The organism is Dysgonomonas sp., from assembly GCF_035323175.1.
Classification (GTDB): Bacteria; Bacteroidota; Bacteroidia; order Bacteroidales; family Dysgonomonadaceae; genus Dysgonomonas.
The window spans coordinates 1-21223 of the sequence record NZ_DAOKYH010000029.1 but is presented as its reverse complement, the minus strand read 5'-3'; the positions used below and the strand labels follow the sequence as shown (position 1 = coordinate 21223).

Sequence of the window (21223 nt, the reverse complement as noted above, 5' to 3'; positions counted from 1 at the left end):
AACGAGAGATAGTTTGAATGAGCTGCGTGAGAAACTGATGAATAATAATGTACCGATCGAAAAGAAAATAGAAAAGGAAGAGCTTATTTCTGAACCGACCGAAAAAATATCGCATTCTGATAATTTGCAGGATGTACAGATTGAAGAGGACGGCGAAACAGTAACCCAAAAGAAAGAAGAATCGGAATATGTCTTTATCAGAGATTATTGCCTCCCTCCGCCCCATCTGTACCGAAAAGTGAAAAGGAGCGAAGTAAAAGAAGGTGACATAATACGACCGGACTGAAAAGTGTCACTTTTGTCACCTTTTTCTCAAACTACAGCGTAAAAAGAGCAACATAGCGTTTCTTGCAATGCAACAAATACGTGATTCTTTTTTTAATTAGTTAATTGACACATTGTAGCATGCTGAGGTAATCCGAAAAAGACGAATATAAATCCTTTTTAGTACTTATTAAAAGTTTACATTCGCTTATACTGAAAATTTCTCCTAATAAATGAATATCTTTGCATAAAATCGGGAAATAAAAACGACAACCTGTATGTCTAAAACCGCAGAAAGACCTAAATTTATATTGCTGAATGTCGGTTATTCGGAACTAAATGCAAACTGGAACTGGAAGTCAGTGTATAGTCCTTTTGCCCGTATATATTATGTAACCGGCGGCAAAGCGATCACATACATCAACGGAGAGCCATTTTCTCTGAAACCGGATCATCTATATCTTGTTCCTCCGTTTACAATGCACGACAATGAGTGCGATAGCTTCTTTTCGCTTTACTATATTCACTTTTATGAAGAAACGGTGAGAAAGGAATCGATATTTGATCAATACGATTTTCCGATAGAAGTTAAATCCGACTCATTAGGCTTAATGCTCAACAAGCGATTGCTTGAAATCAATCCGGGAAGGCATTTGAGGCATTATGATCCCAAGCTGTATGATAACCCTCGTACATTTGATCAGTATGTGGCAGATAATAGCAAGATGTCGATACACTCGAGATATGAAACACAAGGAATTTTGTATCAGCTTATATCCAGATTTTTCACATTAGCTAAAACAAAATCGGATAATAAAGATGTGCGCATAAGCAATACACTCCGGTATATACACGAAAATACAGGGAAGGATATTACATTGGCCGAGCTTGCAAATGTAGCTTGTGTTTCCGAAGATCATTTGATTCGGGTATTTAAGAAAGAAATGAACTGCACACCCCTCAGATATGTGAACATGAAAAAGATAGAAAAGGCTCAACTACTTCTGCTTACTACCGATATGCCAATAAGGGATGTGGCAATGGAGCTGTCTTTGGATAATATCTCTTATTTCAACAGGGTTTTTAAACATCATATAGGAAAGACTCCCAGCGAATACAGAGAGACATATAACAATTTATAATCAAACGCTTGCCGATCGTTTTTATACTATGTTGAGAAATATAGGTGATAGATAATATCGAATTTGTACTATTGGTTTATCGGAAAAGTAGAAGTGGGTGACACTCTAATTGTTTATTTTTGTATCTACCTCAGGTATATAAAAAGCTCATATTAATTAAATTGAGAATTGACCTTAATGTCTAAAATAAAAACAAAATGAAGAAGTATTTTTTATTGTTTGCTTTAATATTCGTTATGGCAAATTTGTCGGCACAAACGAAAGCCGTAAAACCCGATGTTAAGTGGTTTGAAGATGCCCGCTTTGGTATGTTCGTCCATTTTGGACCTTATAGCGTGCTGGGTGATGGCGAATGGGTGATGAACAACCGCCCGATAAAAATGAATGAATATAAGCGACTCCAAGATTTCTTTAATCCGCAGGAATTTAGTGCGGCAGAGTGGGTTCGGATAGCTAAAAGCGCAGGAATGAAATATATTGCGTTTACCTCGCGTCATCATGATAGTTTCAGTAATTGGGATACCAAGCAATCGGATTGGAATATAATGAATACCCCTTATGGCAAGGATATTGTTAGGCAGCTAGCTGATGAATGCCATAAACAAGACATGAAACTTGTATTGTATTATTCGATTCTGGATTGGATGCGTTCCGACTATCAGTATGAAACAGGACGTACAGGAAAAGGATCGGGACGTACAGAAAAAAGTGATTGGAACAGCTATATTAATTTTATGAAAGCGCAGTTGACTGAGTTGTTAACCAATTATGGACCAATAGCCGGTATCTGGTTTGATGGTCATTGGGATCAGACCGAGCATGAAAATAGAACAGATCAGTCTACTTATGTTGATTGGCATTACCCTGAAATATATGAACTGATCCATCGCCTACAACCTGAATGTTTGATAGCAAACAATCATCACTTACCTCCTTTTGAAGGTGAGAGCTATCAGATATTTGAACGTGATGTGCCGGGCGAAAATAAAGGAGGGCTGAGTGGACAAGAGGTTTCTAAACTTCCGTTGGAAACATGTCAGACCATAAATGGATCTTGGGGATTTGATATTACTGATGATAAATATAAATCGACAAAAGAACTTTTGCATTTGCTTATCCGTACAGCCGGGACAGGCGCAAACCTTTTGTTGAATGTAGGCCCAATGCCGAATGGAAAGATTCAGACGGAATGTGTAGAAAGGCTTCAGCAAATGGGAGAATGGATGGATAAGTATGGATATACTATATATGGTACAAAGCAAGGCTTTACTCTTCCTCAATCGTGGGGAGCAATAACCAATAAGGGCAAGACCTATTATATTCACATCCTGGAGAAAGATACTCCGTCCGTTACATTAAACATTGCTAACATAAAGTCGGCGAAATGGCTGAATGTAGACTCCGAGCTTGTTTGGAATAGAGATAAAAAGACCGGAGATGTGACATTTACAATCGATGGAAAGCTGGATGATATAAGTTCGATTATAGAAGTAGAGGTAAAATAACAGGCTATAACAAATACAAAAACGAGACTTGGATTTGCCGTTGATTGCATCCAAGTCTCGTTATTATATAAGTTTATTGTTTCGTTTAGTGCAGTAATATTGCTTTCAGCTTTTTCCTCTTCTCGGGAGTCAGCTTCAATTCATGGAGCATGTAGTCTTCTACCGATCCCCGTTTCTCTCTGATGCAGGAGATACCATATTTCAAGTATGCTAAATCTGTCCGTGAAAGCATTGTGAAAGCTTCTTGCCGCGACTCTGAAAGGCTATCAGCATTCCTTACCAGCTTTGTGCGGTCGATCACCATATCTGAAGCCATATAGTCGTCTTCTATTATATCCATAGGTACATCGAGCGCTCTGAGCAGGAAGAATGTAGCCAGCCCCGACTGGTCTTTGCCTAAGTAGCAATGAAAAGCGATAGGGTAATTGTTTTCATCGCACAAGTAGTCGAAGAATTCTGCATACTGACTGGCGAAGTTATTGATCATATCCTTGTATGTATCCTGTGTATATATGATAGCATCACCACGAAGGAACCGGCCATCCATCACTTTTTGTGATATAGAGTTGTATCCATTATAAGCAATAGGAATGCGGATGTTTTTGAAGGCTGTATATCTTTCTATATTTTTCTTCATTATATCCTCCGACCTGAGGTCGATGACGGTTTTTATTCCTAGGCTACTCATTTCTAAACTGTCATGAGTTGTCATACGGAAAAAGTTTCCCGAACGGAATATCTTACCCCATCGCACGCGTTTGTTATCGTTTGTGATGTATCCGCCAATGTCTCTGAAGTTTTGAATACTATCCATTTCAAAGAATCGGTTTGTAACAACCTTAGAAAGTACGCCTGCGACCTTTATGCGGAAATATTTTCGTTTTTCAACAGTGTCCGATTCATTCTTTATAACGGCAATGTAGTCATTCGAGTTGGTTATCAGTTTTGCATTTGAAGGAAAAGAGCTGTCATTATCCGAAACGAATATTTCAACAGGTGTGTTGTCTACTTCGGGATACAACTCCCATTTCAGGATGTAATTTCCTTTACGATCCTGTTCACACATTACTGTCACCGTAGTTGGGTTAGGGGAGCAGTTGTATAAAAATAGTATGCTTATTAACGAACTTATTAGCTTAATCTTCATGAAAATAACTATTTATCACACTGTTGTATTTCAACAAAGATACATTAGTTGTAAATCCTTATCAACACTTTGTGTCTTTTTTGTAAACATTTATCTTTTTTTACATATTCTCTGTTTTAATCGGCCAGTTAGCAATATTTCAACTAATTCTGTATATTTGTCATGGTTTTATAAAAATCCTCTTTAGCATTTGCTATCATTATCAAGAAATGAAACTTTAAGGAATCAATGGATACGGCTATATTAAAGGCACAAATAATACGTGATAAGTATACTAAAGCCGCAAGTTTCAGACTGGAAACTGAAGGCAATTGGTCCTTATACGCCGGCGATTCATTCGATAGTATAAACCACAAAGAGCCAATACTTATCGGTAATGGTAGTGGGATATATCCTTTGAATGTGAGCACATCTATTCGTATCTATTTTGAGCTGCATAACAATGGCGGGATTCTAAATCTGTCTGAACGCCATCTTCCGATGGAAGGGTGTTATAATTTTCGGGATTTAGGCGGCTTCAAGACCAAAGACGGTAGATATACTAAATGGGGTAAATTGTTTCGTGCAGATGAATTGTCCAGCCTGACTGAGGGCGATGTCGCTTATTTGGCAAGTATTCCTATAATATCCGTTGTAGACTTTAGGGCACAAGCTGAAACCAAACGTTATCGAGATAATTTACCTTCGACAGTACAATTTACGTATCCCATTGCCATTACTCCCGGTAACCTAAGTAGTGAGGGAATACAAGCGAATCTTCTGAAAACGAATATAGATAGCCATATGAAGCACATGAATCGTCTGCTAGTAAGCGACCCGGCATGTGTGCGAGCTTATCGGATCTTCTTTGCCATCATACAAAATAATCTGAGTGCTCCATTAGTCTTTCATTGTTCTGCCGGTAAGGATAGGGCGGGTATGGCAGCTGCTCTTGTTCTATATGCATTGGGAGTTGATGAAGAAACCATTATGCAAGATTACCTTTCTTCCAAAATATACCTGAGTGATAAATACGATGCATTCATTGCCAAGTATCCACGGGCAGAACCTATTTTTACTGCCAAGCGCATGTTTTTGCAAGCCGGTATTAACCAGATAAAACGAGATTATGGGACTATCATGAATTTCCTTACTAAGGAGTTGAAGGTAGATCTTATAAAGATGAGACGCCTTTACCTAGACTAACGTTCTTCCCTCATTTGATATAAAATCACATCCACTCTAGGGGTAATATATCAATATCTTCCTGAATTATGTTTTTTTAAACATTCAGCACCATAATATGCTTAATAGAATAAACAAAGAGTTGCATTATATCGTTTTATAATATGCAATGCACTACTTGTATTGAGAGAACGATCATAGGTGACGTCTATGTCAGTATCTAGATATTCAATTGTATATATTTGGAATTCTCTCTTTTTATTATTATATTTGTCTATATAAAAACAATATTAATAAATAAATTTTATCATCATGAGTACTTCAACATTAAAAGAAAAAAAGAATGTATCAGTAAATGCTGATATTGCAAAATTTGTTGGAAAGATGTTTTCTTTCAACAATAGTTTAAAACTTTATCATTGGCACGTTACAGGCAAGGGCAGCTATGCGCAACACATTGCATTAGACCAAGCTTTGGAAGACCTTCTTGACGTTACAGATCGTCTTGTAGAAACATCTTATGCAGTAAAGGGCAATTTGGATATTGTAATTCCTGAAACAGCTAATCCTGCAGACATAGTAAAACATGCCGAGGAGTTCTTCAAATATACTGAATCTCAGAGAGAGTTGTTTGCAGAAGCTTTTACACAGGCAATTATAGATGACTATCAAGAAGCTATACAGCAATTGCTCTATCGTCTAAAACGTCTCCAATAATTGATCAATAGTTTCCGCAATGATAATAATATTGAAAACGGGAGTCTAGAATAATAGACTTCCGTTTTTTCATTTAAAAGAGAAAACGAACATCTTTAATTTCATATATTTGCAAATAGGTAAAAACTATACCTAAGTATTAAATGATAGGTTATGAAATTCTATAGATTTTTTGCTTTGTCTCTTTTAATCATACTTCCTTTTCAAATGAAGGGAGAAAATGGTGTAATATATCAGAAAGAAGACTCTTTGACTTTTGTTCGCTACATTGAGCAGTTTAGACCACAGAAAGACCTTCCCTTTAATCAGTTATTGGTAAAAACTGCTAAGTTCTTTCTTGGCAAGCCTTATGTTGCATCTACTCTGGAGGCTTCAGACAGCGAAACTCTCATTATAAATCTGAGAGAGTTGGACTGTACAACTTTTGTCGAAAATTGTATTGCTCTCACACGTGTCATAAAATCAGGAGATAGTTCTTTCGAAAACTACTGTTCTTGCTTAATCAATATGCGTTATCGTGGCGGAGAAATTAAGGGCTATACCTCTCGTCTTCATTATACAAGTGATTGGATATATGAAAATGAGAGAAACAATCTATTGAGAAATATCAGTACAGATATCGGAGGTAAAATTATAAATCATCCGCTGAGTTTTATGTCGGGACATCCTCAATCGTATAATCATCTGAAAGATAATGAGGCAAATGTCTCGAAAATGAAAGAAATAGAAAGAACAGTGAATAACAGGGATAATTATAGAATCATTCCTGTTGAATCTATATCTAAAAATAAAGAAAAAATAGAGAGTGGTGATATTGTTGTATTTGCGACCTCACTTCAAGGTCTTGACTATTCTCATATAGGTATTGCATATTGGCAAAACGGAGAACTTCACTTTATACATGCGTCGAGTAAGCAGAAGCAGGTTGTGATAGAGAAGAAGACTTTGTTTGAGTATTGTGCCGACTCAAAAAGCTGTTCAGGAATAAGTATACTCAGGATCAATAATTAATAAAATGGAGCAAAATAACAAAGGCTTATTATACGGAATGGGTGGTTGGGCCCAACTTTTCTTTTTTATATTCTTAGCTTTCTCAGGGCTAATATTTACAACTTTAATAATTTCTCTTAGTGGACACTTAGACGAATTGAACCAATCTGTAAAGATTACAAGGATGGCATTGACTGTCCAGGCTTCATTTTTCTTTATTATACCTTCGCTGGTATTTGCTTTTTTATCACAGAGCAATACTAAAGAATATCTGAAAATAGATGAATCTTACAATGTTACTTTTCTACTATTAGGAGTTTGTTTAATAGTCGTAATACAGCCTCTTATCAATTTTATTGGATACTATAATCAGCAGATCGTATTACCCGAATCGATGTCTGCTATTCAGGCTTGGATGAAAGAGAATGAGTTGGCGGCAGAAAAAACGACAGGTCTTTTATTCCTTGATAAATCAATGGCCGGGCTCATACTAAATTTATTAATTATTGCAGTGGTTGCCGGGCTCGGTGAAGAGCTCTTTTTTAGAGGGTGTTTGCAGCAAATCATACAAAAAATAGTAAAGAATCAACATTTTGCCGTTTGGATAGCTGCGATCGTTTTTAGTGCAATGCATTTTCAGTTTTATGGATTTATACCTCGTGTATTACTCGGAGCTGTTCTCGGCTATATGTTTGTTTGGTCAGGGACAATCTGGGTTCCGGTTGTGGTACATACTGTAAATAATGTAATAGGAGTTGTACTCGCATTTGTATATTATGGAACACCTCAATACGAAGATTTGAGTGTTTACTCTTTGGAGAAAAATATGTGGATTACGATACTTAGCCTTATTTTTACTGTTATCCTTATAATATTTATGTACAAGAAGCGATATAAGACACCTGAAAATGCGGAATTACGTTAAGTTTTAGTGACAAATAGTTATATTTGCATCTTTATATTTGTATACTGCTATGAATGTAACAGAAGGAAAAGACGGATATGGATTTATGATTGATTGGATAATTCGCATTGGCGATTTACTTCTTATCAACATATTTTTTTTAACAGCATTTTATATCTACCATGAGCCCATACACATGACGACTGTGTATTCCGAAGAGTTCATGATAGCATTTTTGCTTATAAACCTATGCTATTTTTTTGTAGCTTCCTTTGTAAATGTTCAGATTGCAACCAATGTTATATATTTAGATAATATCGCGCAGAAATCTACTATATTTATTGCGCTATATGCATTCTTGGTTACTACCGGATTTTCTGTATTCAACGTAGTTGCTATCCCTGTTATACCATGGATTATCGGCTTCTTTATCCTTGCTACATCGTTTATTATTTGGCATATTATTTTCAGAATAGCCCTAAAATATTATCGTAGAAAAGGTTACAATTATAGGCAGGTTGTTATAATCGGAGGTGGTACGAATGGGATAAAAATACATGAATCACTATTGTTCAGTGACTTTGGATATAAAGTAATGGGTTTCTTTGACGATAACCCGGATAAGAAAGATGTATTGCCAAATTATTTAGGAAAGGTGTCTGAAGTTAGAGCATATGTTCAGCAGGTGAAGATTGATGAAATCTTCTGTACCTTACCTAATAACAAGGAAGAGACGATAGTGGATCTAATTACTTATTCTGAAAAGAATATGATTCGTTTCCATTTAGTTCCTGAGTTTCATAAATATATAAAGCGGCGTTTTGCTCTAACGTTCTTAGAGTCTACTCCAATTCTTAGTCTTAGAAACGAGCCTTTGCAGCATTTTTCTAATAGATTGGTAAAACGGTCTTTTGATCTTATTCTTTCTGTATTTGTCCTTCTTACAATATTTCCTATTGTCTATATCATATTTGGAACAATAATCAAGGCAACATCGAAGGGGCCGGTCTTTTTTAAGCAGAAAAGAACAGGAAAGGGAGGTAGAGTATTCAACTGTTATAAATTCAGGTCTATGCGCCCGAATAAGGAAGCAGACAAACTACAAGCTACTTCAGGAGATCCCCGCGTGACAAAAATAGGCGCTTTCATGCGGAAAACAAGTATAGATGAATTTCCTCAATTTATCAATGTACTAAAAAATGATATGTCAGTTGTAGGGCCACGCCCACACATGCTAAAGCATACGGAGCTTTACTCTTCTATTATCGATAAATTTATGGTACGCCATTTGGTGAAGCCCGGCATTACAGGGTGGGCACAAGTTACAGGCTATAGAGGCGAAACCAGGACTGTTGAGGAAATGGAAGGTCGTGTGGTTAGAGATGTTTGGTACCTCGAAAACTGGACATTTTTCCTCGATCTGAAAATCATTTATCTGACCATTGCAAACGTCTTTAAAGGAGACCAGAATGCTTTCTGATCATTCATTATTTAATTCCTCTAGCATCCAAAGCCTTGATATATAAAGACCTGTTTCTTAAATGCTCCTGATAATTTGCCGCAAAATTATGATATCCTGAAAAGTCTTCTTTTGCACACATGTACAGATAATCATGTTTTGTATAGTTTAGTACAGCATCTATCCCTTTGATGGATGGAATACGAATAGGGCCCGGAGGCAATCCTTTTACTCTATAGGTATTATATGGAGAATCAATTTCGGTATGCACATTTAAAATACGGCGTAGACTAAAATCGCCAACAGCAAACTTCACAGTAGGATCTGCTTGCAATACTTGCCCGATGTGTAAACGATTCATATATAAACCTGCAACTTTAGGGTATTCATCCGAATATGTACATTCTTCTTCCACAATTGAAGCAAGCGTAGAAACCTCAACAGGAGTCAGCCCTATTTCTTTTGCCTTTTCTAAGCGATCGTTAGTCCAAAATTTTTCATATTCTTTCTTCATTCGCTGTAGAAAATTATCGATGGTCACATCCCAGTAATATTCGTAGGTGTTGGGTATAAACATGGCTACTACAGTCTGAGGATTAAATCCTAGTTCTTTGCATTTAGTAGAATCTTCCAGTGTATTGAGTAAAGTCTCTTTATTTATCATTAGCTGCTCTGAGATGCGTTGAGCTAGATCTTCCTTTGTCCGTATATTATTAAACTTGAGTTTTACCGGAGCCTGATGCCCACTCCGTAAGTCCTTTATTAAATCATATACACTCATGTCCGGCGTTACAGCATAGCGTCCGCTTCTTATATTCGATTTGTAATCTAATAAGAGAGAAAGTATGTCAAAGCTCGAAATGCTTTTTATTTTTGCACTATCCTTTATCTCTTGGTGCAATGTATTATAATCTTTGTCATCATCGATATATATATATACAGTTTTATCTATATTGAATCCGGTGCTAAAAATCCGGTATCCATAAAAGAATAAACCTATAACAAGAATGGCTAGAATAATATATATACTTTTCTTTTTCATAAATTTTATTCTTTAGTTTATGTTAATCTTTTAATAATAAAGAACTATCTCCATAACTTAGAAAACGATAATCAGAGGAGAGAGCATGTTCGTATATATTTTTCCAATTATTGTTGCCTAAAAATGCTGATACTAACAACAGGAGTGTACTTTGAGGTTGATGGAAGTTCGTTACTATGCCATCTACTATTTTGAACTCATAGCCGGGCGCAATAATAATTTGAGTATCTGCAATCAGCGTGCTTAGTGAATTCGCCTCTAAATATGCTAAGATATTTTTTAATGCATCCTTTTTTGATAGCCTGTTGTTCGAATCATTATAAGGCATCCATTGTGATACGTGCAGATGTGATTGCTTTTGGTTTTCGAGTGATACTCCCATATAGTAGAGGCTTTCCAGTGTGCGAACGGATGTTGTGCCTACTGCAATTACTTTTCCTTCGAATCTTATTAGCTCTTCAATGAAACTCTTTTGTACGGATATAAATTCAGAGTGCATTACATGATCTCCTATTTCATCCGATTTTACTGGGCGAAAAGTTCCGGCTCCTACATGGAGAGTAACCTCCGCCAGTTTCATGCCCTGGTCTTTCAATGACTTCATGACTTCGGGGGTAAAATGAAGCCCTGCTGTAGGTGCGGCAACAGATCCGTCTATTTTAGAATATACGGTCTGATATGTTTGTTTGTCTTGTTCTTCCGTTGCCCTGTTTAAGTATGGTGGAATTGGTAATTCTCCCACAGCATCAAGCAACTCTGAAAATGTCACTCCTTGATTATCCCACTCGAAGTCTATAACGTGAGCGTCACCATGAGATCTTGTACGGGTAGCCGTGAAATTTACAATTTGCTCATTTACATTTATTTGGCGGGTAAGGCTTCCCTCTTTCCACTTCTTAAGGTTACCGATCAAGCATACCCATGAGCATTTTTCAGTTTGTTGAAAATTTAGCTGATAGTCGTTCGGTATAAAAGGTTCGAGACAGAATATCTCTATCTGAGCTCCCGTTGTTTTCTGAAAATGAAGCCTTGCTTGTATTACTTTGGTATTGTTAAATACCATAAGACAATTTTCGGGCAGAAAATTATTTATATTACTGAAAACAGTATCGGTTATTTTCTCGTTCTTATATACAAGAAGTTTTGAGTTATCCCGTTTAGTCAGGGGATATTTGGCAATACGGTCATCCGGAAGATTATAATTATAATCTTGAATATGTATTTTTTGAGGGCTGGATATTTCCACTTATTACTTTTTTTATCCGACAAAAATAAGGAACTTTGCGTGAATAAAAAAGCTGAATAATAGCTTAAAAAAGAATAATTAAGATTTATGAAGATCGGAGATAAAGTTCGTTTCCTCAATACTACAGGTGGTGGTGTTGTACGGGGATTTCAGGGAAAAGATATTGTGTTGGTAGAAGATGAGGAAGGGTTTGATATTCCCGTTCTTATCCGTGAGACAGTCTTGATAGAGCCTGCAAACGATATGCAGGTGAGACAATCGACCAAGCCTTCTCAGCAAACGTCTGTTCAGCAAACATCAACGATAAAGCAAGAAGAGGAATATAAGCCCGAGGAAACAAAAGAGGGAGAGCTCTTGACTGTCAATCTTGCTTATCTGCCTGTGGATATAAAGAGCCTTAGTAGTACAAACTTTGAGTGCTATCTTATCAATGACAGCAACTATTATTTGTCGTACAACTATATGGGTAGGGCTGAAGCAGGATGGGTTAGTAGAGCTACAGGGGTTATTGAGCCGAATACGAAACTCTTTCTCGAAGAGTTTGAGAAGGCAGAGTTGAATGATATAGAGAAGGTCTGTTTACAGTTTTTTGCGTATAAAAAAGGGAAACCCTATTCTTTAAAAAATGCATATTCGGTTGAACTTCGGATTGATACAGTTAAGTTTTACAAGCTTCATAGCTTCAAAGAAAATGACTATTTCGAAGATGATGCTATGCTGTATTCTATTGTTCGTCGCGATTTGGCAGAAAAAGAATTCATTATTTCTCCCGAAGAAATAGCTTCTGCTATGCATGAGAAAGAAGTTTCGCAACGTCCTCGTATACAGCCAATCGTAAAGAAAGAAAAAAGTACAATTATTGAGATTGATTTACATGCGGATGAATTAATCGATAATACCCAGGGGCTGTCTTCTTCTGATATTCTTGAATATCAAATCAACAAATTCAAAGAGGTGATGGATGAAAATAAGCGGAACAAGGGGCAGAAGATTGTATTCATACACGGTAAGGGTGATGGTATACTAAAGAACGCTATACTGAAAGAATTAAGCTCAAAATATAAATCAGCATATTATCAAGATGCTTCCTTCCGTGAATACGGCTATGGAGCAACGATGGTCACTATAAAGTAATTTCGAGAAAATGTAATAATTACAGACTAAAAAATGAAGAAGAAAATCTTATCACTGCTTATCATCATGGCTATATTTATTAGTTGTGATAGTGTTCAAAAGAGTTTGTCGGGTACATATAACATGATAAACTGCGAGTATAACTATAAGTCAATCTCGGGTTTGACTGTTTCGGGTATTAATTTATCGAATGGACTCTCTGTAACTTCTATACCAAAAGTAACCTCTATTTTGAGTGGAAACGCTTCCTCTATTCCTTTGAATTTCACATTAAACCTGGATGTGAAAAATCCGAATACGTCTGCTGCTATGATGAATGGGTTACAGTACATAATAAGTGTTGACGATATTCAGCTTACTACCGGCTCTCTGAATCAAGCACTGAGTGTTGAAGCGGGACAAACCAGAACCTTGCCTATTGCAATAGGGGTAGATCTGGCAACTCTGATGAAGAATAACTCTAAAGATGCGGTTGTGAACATTGCTAAAAATTTCATCGGTATAGGAAATAAAGAATCTAAGGTCTTTGTTCAGCTCAAACCAACATTCCTTATTGGGAATGTTCCTATCACTTCACCATCCTATATACCTTTGGTATTCAATTTTGGAGGGAACTAAACAGAAGGATAGATTGTTTATACTTTGTAACCAAACAAGTGGGAATATGGAATATAATATTAAGCATAATGAACTCAAAAATCGTTTTGAGACAGAAGTAGAAGGTAAGATCGCTCTTGTGGACTATAGAGTGAATGACGGAGTTTATGTGGTGACTCACACCGAAGTTCCAAAAGAGTTGGAGGGTAGGGGTATTGCAGCAGCACTGACTAAATATCTGTTAGACTATGTTCGCGAAAACGGACTGAAAGTTCATCCTGTATGTCCTTATACAAAAGTATATATACAAAAACATCAAGAATATAATGATCTTTTGGCGTAAAGGAAATGTTTATCAAAAAGGATATTAATAAAAAAGCAGCTGATTAATCAGCTGCTTTTTTATTGTATATTGAAGAGATTACATAATTCCTTTTTCTCTTAGCTTCAATTGCCAATTCCAAGCAGACTTTATTGTGTCTTCTATGTTTTCTTTGGCAGTCCATCCCAGTACGGTATTTGCACGTTTAGGATCAGCCCATATCTTTTCTATATCACCTTCTCGGCGACCTACTATTTTATAGTTTAATTTTACACCCGATACCTGTTCAAATACTTTGATAAGTTGTAGAACCGAAACTCCGACGCCTGTACCAAGATTGAATATTTCAACCTTTTCCAGTGATTTCTTTCCTGTCATACGATCTATTGCTATCACGTGCGCTTTTGCCAAATCTACAACATTGATAAAGTCGCGAATGCATGAACCGTCAGGAGTGTCGTAATCGTCGCCAAATACACTTAACTGTTGACGTACTCCTATTGCGGTTTGAGTGATATAAGGGACAAGGTTTTGAGGGACTCCGTTTGGAAGCTCTCCTATTTCTGTTGATGGATGCGCACCTATTGGGTTAAAGTAGCGTAGTATTGTACTTTTTATATCAGCACCCGAGCGTACTACATCTTTTATTATTTCTTCATTTATTTGTTTGGTATTACCATAAGGCGATTCCGCCGGCTTCACCGGGGCTGTTTCGTCTATCGGATTCTTGTCCGGCTCCCCGTATACGGTACACGAAGATGAGAATACAATGTTTTTGATACCAAATTCAGGCATCAGATCGAGTAGATTGATCAACGAATTCAGGTTGTTTCTATAGTATAGTAGTGGCTTTTGAACCGATTCGCCCACTGCTTTACTGGCGGCAAAGTGTATAATACCATTGATATCCGAATGAGTAGTAAATAATTTTCTCAATCCCTCGGTATCGTTGCAGTCCAGTTTTTCAAAAATAGGGCGTATGCCTGTTATGCGTTCAATGCCATCAATGGAATCTGCTGTCGAATTAGATAAGTCATCAATAATAACGACAGAATAGCCTGCGTTTTGTAACTCTACTACAGTATGAGAGCCAATATATCCGGCACCACCCGTAACAAGAATTTTTCCTTTCATTTTCAGTGTTTTTTAATTGAGCCTTAAAGATACAAAAAACATGTTGTTTGCAACTATATAGTTCTCTGATCTCAACGAAACTTTTATAAAAATAGAAGAACGAGTATCTTAAATAACAGATCTTTCGAGTAGTTTTACTGTCATATTCGTTGCATCTAATTCAGCTTTTATTCCGATGGGAAAGGTAAAGTTATTATCGATGTGTCCAAATGATAATCCATGCACAGCCGGAATATTTAATGGTTTAATCCGATCCTCGATTACTTCCCTGAGCGTAAATGAATTTGGAGCAGTTGACTTTTCTGATTTGTCGCAATCTTTATTAACTCCGATTGCAATTCCGGCAGCTTTAGTTAATTCTCCTGTAGCTATCAGTTGGGTCAGCATTCTATCAATTCTGTATGGTTCTTCTCCAACGTCTTCAATCATCACGATTTTGTTCTTTAAGTCTATTTGATAAGGAGTTCCTATCATAGAACAGATGAGAGTCAGATTGCCCCCTGTTAGTTCCCCTTTCGCCTTGCCGTGATTGATTGTGTATCGTTCGTATATCTTCTCTTCTTCCGCTTTTAGGATATCTTCTGGCGCACTTACTATTGTATATTTGTCGGTCGGATTAACAGCAATATCTTTGAATTGTTTTCTCGAATAGTCATTATCCAGTAGCTTAGCCACAGGACCATGAAATGTTATCAATCCTGTCTGTTTATATATCGAATTGATGAGGGCTGTATCGTCGCTAAATCCCATAATAAGCTTCGGGTTTTTCTTAATCAGGCTGTAGTCTACCATATCAAGAATTCGGGCACAACCATATCCTCCGGCGGCAAAGATTATTCCTTTTATTTCAGGATTTTTAATCATATTGTTAAATTCCTCGGCTCTTTCTTTGTCCGTTCCACTAAAATAGCCATACTGGTTGAGGATCTTTTCTGAATATACCGGCTCAAAGCCAAGTTGCCTTATATTCTCTATGGATGATTGCAACCCGCTTTCGCTTAACAGCCAAGCCGGAGCCATCAGCCCAATTTTATCGCCGAGGTTTAATCTGGCGGGTTTTATAACTTTATTCGTTGCTTTGTATGCTTCGTTTCTTGCTGCCAATTTGCTGGGAAGCAACGAAACCAAAGACAAACCAATCCCTACATTCAAAAAGCTTCTTCTATTCATATCTCTTGTTTATGATTTTGCCGGAGGATTTATCTTCCGTAAGATCATGTTCGTTAATGTTCTGACAAATGACTAACTTAAGACAAAGATATAATATTGGCACTGTTTTCGTTTCAAGATTTCCATATTCTTCATTGATTAAAATTTAAACGATTACTCAATCCTCAAAAAAAATCTATGTGAAAGTGTAAAATGCATAACCTTCAACTTATAACTCACAACTTACAACTCATAATCCAAAAAAACATATCTTTGTATCTTAATTTTTTTATGAAATGAAACATTTTGTGTCTTTTATTTTTATTCTATTTATGTTCGTCTCCTGTTCGTCATTGGATAGTGACGCAAAAAAAGCAGCCGAACTAAATAAAGAATCCTTGAAATATGTAAAAGAACTTGATTTGGAAAAGGCGGAAAAGTTATATATGGAAGCTCAAGAAATTATATCTGAATACAAGGGTACGGATAAAAATGAGGAATTTCTGCAAGCATATTACAAGTACCTTACAGAAGAAACAAAAGCAAACTAATCTGGGAATAAATAAAATCCTATACTTATATGTCTGAAAATACGTTGAATACGGAAGAACCTAAGAAGAGTCTTAATTTTATAGAGGCTATTGTTGAGAATGACCTGAAAGAAGGTAAAAATGACAGCCGTGTACAGACTCGTTTTCCGCCCGAACCGAATGGATATTTACATATCGGGCACGCAAAAGCTATCTGCATAGACTTTGGTATAGCACAGCACTATGGAGGAGTATGTAACCTTCGGTTTGATGATACCAATCCTGTAAAAGAAGAAGTGGAATATGTAGATTCTATCATGGACGATATACACTGGCTGGGATATGACTGGGCGAATGTATATTATGCATCCGATTATTTCCCTCAGTTGTGGGATTTTGCAGTACAATTGATAAAAGAAGGAAAAGCTTATATAGACGAACAATCGGCCGAAGAAATAGCGAAGCAAAAAGGAACTCCTACCGAACCCGGAGTTGCTAGCCCATACCGTGATCGTCCTATTGAGGAGAGCCTCGATCTATTCCAAAAGATGAACGAAGGTGTTTTTGATGAAGGAAGTATGGTGCTTCGTGCTAAGATAGATATGGCTGCTTCGAACATGCATTTCAGAGACCCTATCATATATCGTATTATCAATCGTCCGCATCATCGTACCGGAACTGCATGGAAGGCCTATCCGATGTACGATTTTGCACATGGACAATGCGATTATTTCGAAGGTGTGACTCATTCGTTATGTACGCTTGAGTTTGTTCCTCATCGTCCGCTTTACGATTGGTTTATAGATCAGTTGGCAACAGACAGCTATCGCCCTCATCAATATGAATTCAATAAATTGCAATTTACATATACTTTGCTTAGTAAGCGCAATTTGAGAGCGATGGTAGAAGAAGGTATTCTTAGCGGATGGGATGATCCACGTATGCCTACCATTACGGGATTCCGCCGGAGAGGATATACACCTGAGTCTATCCGTATTTTAATGGATAAGATAGGTTATACGAAGTATGATGGTGTTAACGATATTGGCTTGTTTGAGTTTGCTATACGAGAAGACCTCAATAAAAAAACGACTCGTGTATCAGCTGTTCTCGACCCTGTTAAGCTTGTGATTACAAACTATCCTGAGGATAAGACAGAAGTGATGGTGGCTCAGAACAATCCTGAAGATGAAAACTCGGGAAGTCATAATATCTTGTTCTCTCGTGAACTGTATATAGAGCGTGATGATTTCATGGAAGATGCTCCTAAGAAATATTTCCGTCTTACGCCGGGTAATGAAGTGCGTTTGAAAAATGCTTATATCGTAAAATGCACAGGCTGCAAGAAAGATGAGGCAGGAAATGTGATAGAGGTATATGCTGAGTATGATGAGCTCACAAAAAGCGGTATGCCCGAAAGCGGACGCAAGGTGAAAGGAACTATACATTGGGTTTCTGTTCAAGATTCTTTCGATGCTGAGGTGCGTTTATACGATCGCTTATTTATGGTTGAAAATCCAGCTGATGATGGAAGAGATTTCAGAGAACTTTTGAATCCCGATTCATTAAAAGTACTTAAAGGCTGCAAGATGGAGTCTTATCTCAAAAGTGCGGTGGAAGGGGATAAATTCCAGTTTCAACGTACAGGCTATTTCTGCGTAGATAAAGATTCTACTCCCGGGAATATGGTCTTTAATCGTACTGTGTCTCTTAAAGATTCTTGGGCAAAGGCAAAAGATAAATAATTAATTTTATCTATTATATAGTATTGCGTTCTTTACGTTGTGAAAATATTTCAGGCGTATGGAACGCAATTGTTTTTAGGTGACAGTTTGAAGTATCGTAAAAAGTGTCACTTTTTGGGTGATAAGTAAGGAGCTGATGTATTTCTGATTCTTGTTATGATTGGATTTTTTCTAGGCGTTGTAGATATGATTCGCAGAATGAAATTAAAGTATAAAATATTATTATTCCTGTTGTCCGGATTTATAGTTTGGATATTCGTGATGCAATTTCAAACCTATACTTATCCCGATAAAAAGGAGCTGAATCTTCGATTAAATTATCTTGAACGAGTAATCAAAGAACCTTTAACCTCTAATTCTGAAGTTATGCTTTTAGGGAGGGAAAGTCATGAGTTTATGCTGTTTTCATATTCTTATTCTACTTATGCCTTTACTAATTTGGCTGTTAAAGATTCTACATACAAAGAACGAGTTCTACCTACGATAAAAGAAAGTATAATAAAGGTTCTGGATAATAAAATAACCTCTTTTTACAACGTACCAGAAAACTTTACCGAGCTGGATTCTGTTCCTGGTTACTCGGTGTTATATTTAGGACATTTAAACTTGATGCTTGGCTGTTATCGATTGCTTTCTGATGATACCACATTTGATAATCTGAACGATAAAATATCCAAATCCCTTTACCTTCGCTATCGGAAGACACCATTTCTCAATCTCGAATCTTACCCGTCGGCAATATGGATACCCGATAATACGGTTGCTTTAGCTTCATTGGCTCTTTATGCTCATAATACCGGAAGTGAATATGATTCTGTGTGTAGAGATTGGGTGCAATATGCTAAAGCTCATTATATAGATAAAAAAACAAGGGTATTATGTTCTACCGTTAATCCTTTGACCGGAGAATTTGGTGAAGAGCCTCGAGGTTCGATGTTGGGGTGGAGTATCATGTTTATATACCAGTTTGACCCTGTATTTGCTGTCGAGTTATACGATGCTTATAAGAATTCGTTCAGTAATGAATTCATGATTTTCAGACTCTTTAAAGAGCGATATCGGAGTAGTGAGATAAGCCTCGGAGATATTGATTCAGGTCCTGTGCTTTTAGGGTATAGCATTCCTGCAAACGAATTTGCTCTAGGTGGAGCAGTGATATCGAAAGACTTTAAAACGGCTCGAAAATTGCAGCGATTGATCAATTTTGGTGCTTCTAGCTCGGATGAAAATGGGGAACTGAAATATAATGTACGTTTTGTAGATATGAATATTAGTCCGATGGCAGAAGCTTTGGTTTTAAATTCATTAACTATAACGAGATGGATTAAAGATTGATATTGCAAGTTGCACTGAAACAATTTAAAAAAGAGTTACCTTTGTAGCCTTTTATGGATTAAATATAATAATGTCGAAAAAAGATATATCAATACTTGTAACAAAATATGAGCAGTCGGTAGAGTCGGGCAAGCCTATTTATCTTGATGCAGACGAATTTGACGAACTGGCAGAATATTATGATTCTCTCGAGAAAACAGATGTAGCAAGGAGGATTGTTGATGCCGGACTGACGATACATCCGGCTAATAGTTCTTTGCTGGTGAAGAAGGCTAAGTTTGCAGTCTACGATGGTAAATATGCGGAAGCTTTAGAGATCATAAATATGTCGTCATCAGAATATGACTTTGATCTGTATCTGCTTAAAATAGAATGTTACCTCCAGCTGGAGCTTTATGTGGAAGCATATAAACTGACCGAAGAAATGCTAGAGAAAGAAGAGGATGAAGATCCTGAAACAATCTTCGCCGAGCTAGGATTTCTTCATGTTGAGGCTGACTGTTTTAAAGAGGCTGTTTCTTACTTTGCGGAAAGTCTGAAGCATAATCCCGAGAATACAGATGTATTGTCTGACCTGGCCTATTCGTACGAAATGCTCGATAATTTTGATGCAGCAATAGAGACTACAAATAAAATTCTGGATATTGAGCCGTATACGTATGAGGCTTGGGTTAATCTGGGGAAGCTATATTCTCTCAGAGAGGAGTTTGAGAAGGCGATAGATGCATTTGATTTTGCTCTTACCATTAACGATTCGGATGACAATGTGCTGAAGTTAAAAGCTCACTGTTTGTCATTGGCCGGAAGAGCAGAAGAGGCGATTGAGATTTTTAATGAACTATTGCAAACGAGTTCAGGGGATATCTCTATATATTTCCTGTTGGCAGAATGTTATCAGTCTCTTGATATGTTTGACGAGGCCTTGTCGGCTCTGGAAGAATATGAAAAGTTGAATGGAGAGACTTCTGAATCTATTTCGAGAAAAGCATACGTTTTTCTACAGCAGAAAGAATATAATAAGGCTTCACAGATAGTGAAGAAGGCACTGACTTCAAATCCTGACTTTTTTGACTTGAATATGATTGCAGGGGAGATTGAGTTTAAGCAGGAGCATTATGATAAGGCAAGAGAATACTACCTAAATATCTACACTGAGGATAACGAAAATTTTCATCTGACCGATAGGCTGGCTCTGGTTAGCATCAAGGAAGAAGATTATGAGAAAGCAGCTTATTATACAGAAAAGCTGTTAGACCTTGATCCTAATAATCTGGCGGTGAAAGAGCGATTGGCATTGCTCTATTTTGAGATGGATGACAATGAGCATTTCAATGAAATATTGGATCAGTTTACCGACAAGGAGCTTCTTTCGTTGTTTCAGCTTATCTATATTCCGCAAAATCCGAACTTATTTGATAGAGATACTTTGATAATTTATCTGAATAAAGCTCGTGAGGCAAGAACCCTATTCAAAAATTTGAAATATTAACATTTTCCGATCATTATGTATAGTGTATTATTTTTCAGATTATTATCTGTCAAGTCTAATGATAAAGAATAGCGAATTGGGGGAATGTAGGGAATTTTTTATTCCATTTATTTGGTAAATAAATATTTTCAACTACCTTTGCACTCGCTTTGATAAAGCAACAGGGAGATTCCGTAGCTCAGCAGGTAGAGCACATCACTTTTAATGA

The 21223-nt window shown here is 36.9% G+C and carries 19 protein-coding genes and 1 pseudogene; 15 read left to right on the top strand and 5 right to left on the bottom strand.

Annotated elements, in window-relative coordinates:
• The 3 genes and pseudogenes from PKC55_RS17440 to PKC55_RS17430 all read left to right on the top strand — a co-directional run.
• A pseudogene (locus tag PKC55_RS17440) lies at window positions 1-286 on the top strand (hypothetical protein); the annotation flags it as partial.
• A gap of 256 nt (window positions 287-542) precedes the next feature.
• Window positions 543-1406: an AraC family transcriptional regulator gene (locus tag PKC55_RS17435; RefSeq protein ID WP_135105449.1), complete on the top strand. Its 864-nt coding sequence runs from the start codon at window positions 543-545 to the stop codon at window positions 1404-1406.
• A 197-nt stretch (window positions 1407-1603) separates the two neighbouring features.
• Window positions 1604-2911: an alpha-L-fucosidase gene (locus tag PKC55_RS17430; RefSeq protein ID WP_291128716.1), complete on the top strand. Its 1308-nt coding sequence runs from the start codon at window positions 1604-1606 to the stop codon at window positions 2909-2911.
• Window positions 2912-2996: 85 nt separating this feature from the next.
• Here the strand turns inward: PKC55_RS17430 and PKC55_RS17425 are convergent, their stop codons facing one another.
• Window positions 2997-4058: a tyrosine-protein phosphatase gene (locus PKC55_RS17425; protein WP_291128717.1), complete on the bottom strand. Its 1062-nt coding sequence runs from the start codon at window positions 4056-4058 to the stop codon at window positions 2997-2999.
• Between the two features lie 228 nt (window positions 4059-4286).
• On the opposite strand from PKC55_RS17425, the gene PKC55_RS17420 reads away from it, so the two are divergent.
• The 5 genes from PKC55_RS17420 to PKC55_RS17400 all read left to right on the top strand — a co-directional run bounded on the left by PKC55_RS17420 (window position 4287) and on the right by PKC55_RS17400 (window position 9313).
• Entirely contained in the window at window positions 4287-5243 is a 957-nt protein-coding gene (locus tag PKC55_RS17420; RefSeq protein WP_291130141.1) for a tyrosine-protein phosphatase, read from the top strand.
• Window positions 5244-5534: 291 nt separating this feature from the next.
• Window positions 5535-5939, top strand: coding sequence for a DUF5856 family protein (locus PKC55_RS17415; RefSeq protein WP_291130144.1), 405 nt, complete (start codon window positions 5535-5537; stop codon window positions 5937-5939).
• A 153-nt stretch (window positions 5940-6092) separates the two neighbouring features.
• Entirely contained in the window at window positions 6093-6950 is an 858-nt protein-coding gene (locus PKC55_RS17410; protein WP_291130147.1) for an N-acetylmuramoyl-L-alanine amidase-like domain-containing protein, read from the top strand.
• A 4-nt stretch (window positions 6951-6954) separates the two neighbouring features.
• A complete protein-coding gene (locus PKC55_RS17405) occupies window positions 6955-7854 on the top strand; it encodes a CPBP family intramembrane glutamic endopeptidase (protein WP_291130150.1) in 900 nt (299 codons plus the stop codon).
• A gap of 49 nt (window positions 7855-7903) precedes the next feature.
• The gene (locus PKC55_RS17400; protein WP_291026540.1) at window positions 7904-9313 is read left to right on the top strand and encodes an undecaprenyl-phosphate glucose phosphotransferase; all 1410 of its coding nucleotides are present in this window, start codon (window positions 7904-7906) and stop codon (window positions 9311-9313) included.
• Window positions 9314-9320: 7 nt separating this feature from the next.
• Here PKC55_RS17400 and mltG read toward each other — a convergent pair whose 3' ends face one another.
• Both mltG and PKC55_RS17390 read right to left on the bottom strand, forming a co-directional pair.
• Window positions 9321-10334 (bottom strand): endolytic transglycosylase MltG, encoded by a 1014-nt coding sequence (gene mltG / locus PKC55_RS17395; RefSeq protein ID WP_291130153.1) that lies wholly within the window; start codon window positions 10332-10334, stop codon window positions 9321-9323.
• 22 nt (window positions 10335-10356) lie between these two features.
• A complete protein-coding gene (locus tag PKC55_RS17390; RefSeq protein WP_291130155.1) occupies window positions 10357-11580 on the bottom strand; it encodes an S-adenosylmethionine:tRNA ribosyltransferase-isomerase in 1224 nt (407 codons plus the stop codon).
• An 87-nt stretch (window positions 11581-11667) separates the two neighbouring features.
• Between PKC55_RS17390 and PKC55_RS17385 the strand changes: the two genes are divergently transcribed.
• Genes PKC55_RS17385 through PKC55_RS17375 form a run of 3 tightly spaced genes read left to right on the top strand, consistent with a single transcriptional unit; the run spans window position 11668 to window position 13654 of the window.
• Entirely contained in the window at window positions 11668-12714 is a 1047-nt protein-coding gene (locus tag PKC55_RS17385) for a DUF2027 domain-containing protein (RefSeq protein WP_291130157.1), read from the top strand.
• A gap of 33 nt (window positions 12715-12747) precedes the next feature.
• Complete coding sequence (locus PKC55_RS17380; RefSeq protein WP_291130159.1) at window positions 12748-13332, top strand: LEA type 2 family protein; 585 nt, start codon at window positions 12748-12750, stop codon at window positions 13330-13332.
• 46 nt (window positions 13333-13378) lie between these two features.
• Entirely contained in the window at window positions 13379-13654 is a 276-nt protein-coding gene (locus PKC55_RS17375) for a GNAT family N-acetyltransferase (RefSeq protein WP_006841727.1), read from the top strand.
• 78 nt (window positions 13655-13732) lie between these two features.
• Here PKC55_RS17375 and galE read toward each other — a convergent pair whose 3' ends face one another.
• On the bottom strand, window positions 13733-14767 hold the full coding sequence (galE, locus tag PKC55_RS17370) for a UDP-glucose 4-epimerase GalE (protein WP_291130162.1): 1035 nt from the start codon (window positions 14765-14767) through the stop codon (window positions 13733-13735).
• Between the two features lie 108 nt (window positions 14768-14875).
• Window positions 14876-15937 carry a S66 peptidase family protein gene (locus tag PKC55_RS17365; protein ID WP_324373605.1) on the bottom strand — a complete coding sequence of 354 codons (1062 nt, stop codon included), beginning with the start codon at window positions 15935-15937 and terminating at the stop codon, window positions 14876-14878.
• A 275-nt stretch (window positions 15938-16212) separates the two neighbouring features.
• Here PKC55_RS17365 and PKC55_RS17360 point away from each other — a divergent pair, with 275 nt between their 5' ends.
• The 4 genes from PKC55_RS17360 (at window position 16213) to PKC55_RS17345 (ending at window position 21015) form a co-directional block, all read left to right on the top strand.
• Window positions 16213-16467, top strand: a complete 255-nt coding sequence (locus tag PKC55_RS17360; protein WP_291026527.1) for an outer membrane protein assembly factor BamD — start codon at window positions 16213-16215, stop codon at window positions 16465-16467.
• A 29-nt stretch (window positions 16468-16496) separates the two neighbouring features.
• Window positions 16497-18191, top strand: a complete 1695-nt coding sequence (locus PKC55_RS17355; RefSeq protein ID WP_291130167.1) for a glutamine--tRNA ligase/YqeY domain fusion protein — start codon at window positions 16497-16499, stop codon at window positions 18189-18191.
• Window positions 18192-18347: 156 nt separating this feature from the next.
• Entirely contained in the window at window positions 18348-19526 is a 1179-nt protein-coding gene (locus PKC55_RS17350) for a hypothetical protein (protein ID WP_291130169.1), read from the top strand.
• Window positions 19527-19596: 70 nt separating this feature from the next.
• Entirely contained in the window at window positions 19597-21015 is a 1419-nt protein-coding gene (locus tag PKC55_RS17345; protein ID WP_291130172.1) for a tetratricopeptide repeat protein, read from the top strand.
• Window positions 21016-21223 lie beyond the last annotated feature (208 nt).

Excerpts from the sequence above, each read along its gene's own strand:
- PKC55_RS17435 (WP_135105449.1), top strand. The coding sequence starts at position 543 with ATGTCTAAAACCGCAGAAAGACCTAAATTTATATTGCTGAATGTCGGT.
- PKC55_RS17430 (WP_291128716.1), top strand. The coding sequence starts at position 1,604 with ATGAAGAAGTATTTTTTATTGTTTGCTTTAATATTCGTTATGGCAAAT.
- PKC55_RS17425 (WP_291128717.1), bottom strand. The coding sequence starts at position 4,058 with ATGAAGATTAAGCTAATAAGTTCGTTAATAAGCATACTATTTTTATAC.
- PKC55_RS17420 (WP_291130141.1), top strand. The coding sequence starts at position 4,287 with ATGGATACGGCTATATTAAAGGCACAAATAATACGTGATAAGTATACT.
- PKC55_RS17415 (WP_291130144.1), top strand. The coding sequence starts at position 5,535 with ATGAGTACTTCAACATTAAAAGAAAAAAAGAATGTATCAGTAAATGCT.
- PKC55_RS17410 (WP_291130147.1), top strand. The coding sequence starts at position 6,093 with ATGAAATTCTATAGATTTTTTGCTTTGTCTCTTTTAATCATACTTCCT.
- PKC55_RS17405 (WP_291130150.1), top strand. The coding sequence starts at position 6,955 with ATGGAGCAAAATAACAAAGGCTTATTATACGGAATGGGTGGTTGGGCC.
- PKC55_RS17400 (WP_291026540.1), top strand. The coding sequence starts at position 7,904 with ATGAATGTAACAGAAGGAAAAGACGGATATGGATTTATGATTGATTGG.
- mltG (WP_291130153.1), bottom strand. The coding sequence starts at position 10,334 with ATGAAAAAGAAAAGTATATATATTATTCTAGCCATTCTTGTTATAGGT.
- PKC55_RS17385 (WP_291130157.1), top strand. The coding sequence starts at position 11,668 with ATGAAGATCGGAGATAAAGTTCGTTTCCTCAATACTACAGGTGGTGGT.
- PKC55_RS17380 (WP_291130159.1), top strand. The coding sequence starts at position 12,748 with ATGAAGAAGAAAATCTTATCACTGCTTATCATCATGGCTATATTTATT.
- PKC55_RS17375 (WP_006841727.1), top strand. The coding sequence starts at position 13,379 with ATGGAATATAATATTAAGCATAATGAACTCAAAAATCGTTTTGAGACA.
- galE (WP_291130162.1), bottom strand. The coding sequence starts at position 14,767 with ATGAAAGGAAAAATTCTTGTTACGGGTGGTGCCGGATATATTGGCTCT.
- PKC55_RS17365 (WP_324373605.1), bottom strand. The coding sequence starts at position 15,937 with ATGAATAGAAGAAGCTTTTTGAATGTAGGGATTGGTTTGTCTTTGGTT.
- PKC55_RS17360 (WP_291026527.1), top strand. The coding sequence starts at position 16,213 with ATGAAACATTTTGTGTCTTTTATTTTTATTCTATTTATGTTCGTCTCC.
- PKC55_RS17355 (WP_291130167.1), top strand. The coding sequence starts at position 16,497 with ATGTCTGAAAATACGTTGAATACGGAAGAACCTAAGAAGAGTCTTAAT.
- PKC55_RS17350 (WP_291130169.1), top strand. The coding sequence starts at position 18,348 with ATGATTGGATTTTTTCTAGGCGTTGTAGATATGATTCGCAGAATGAAA.
- PKC55_RS17345 (WP_291130172.1), top strand. The coding sequence starts at position 19,597 with ATGTCGAAAAAAGATATATCAATACTTGTAACAAAATATGAGCAGTCG.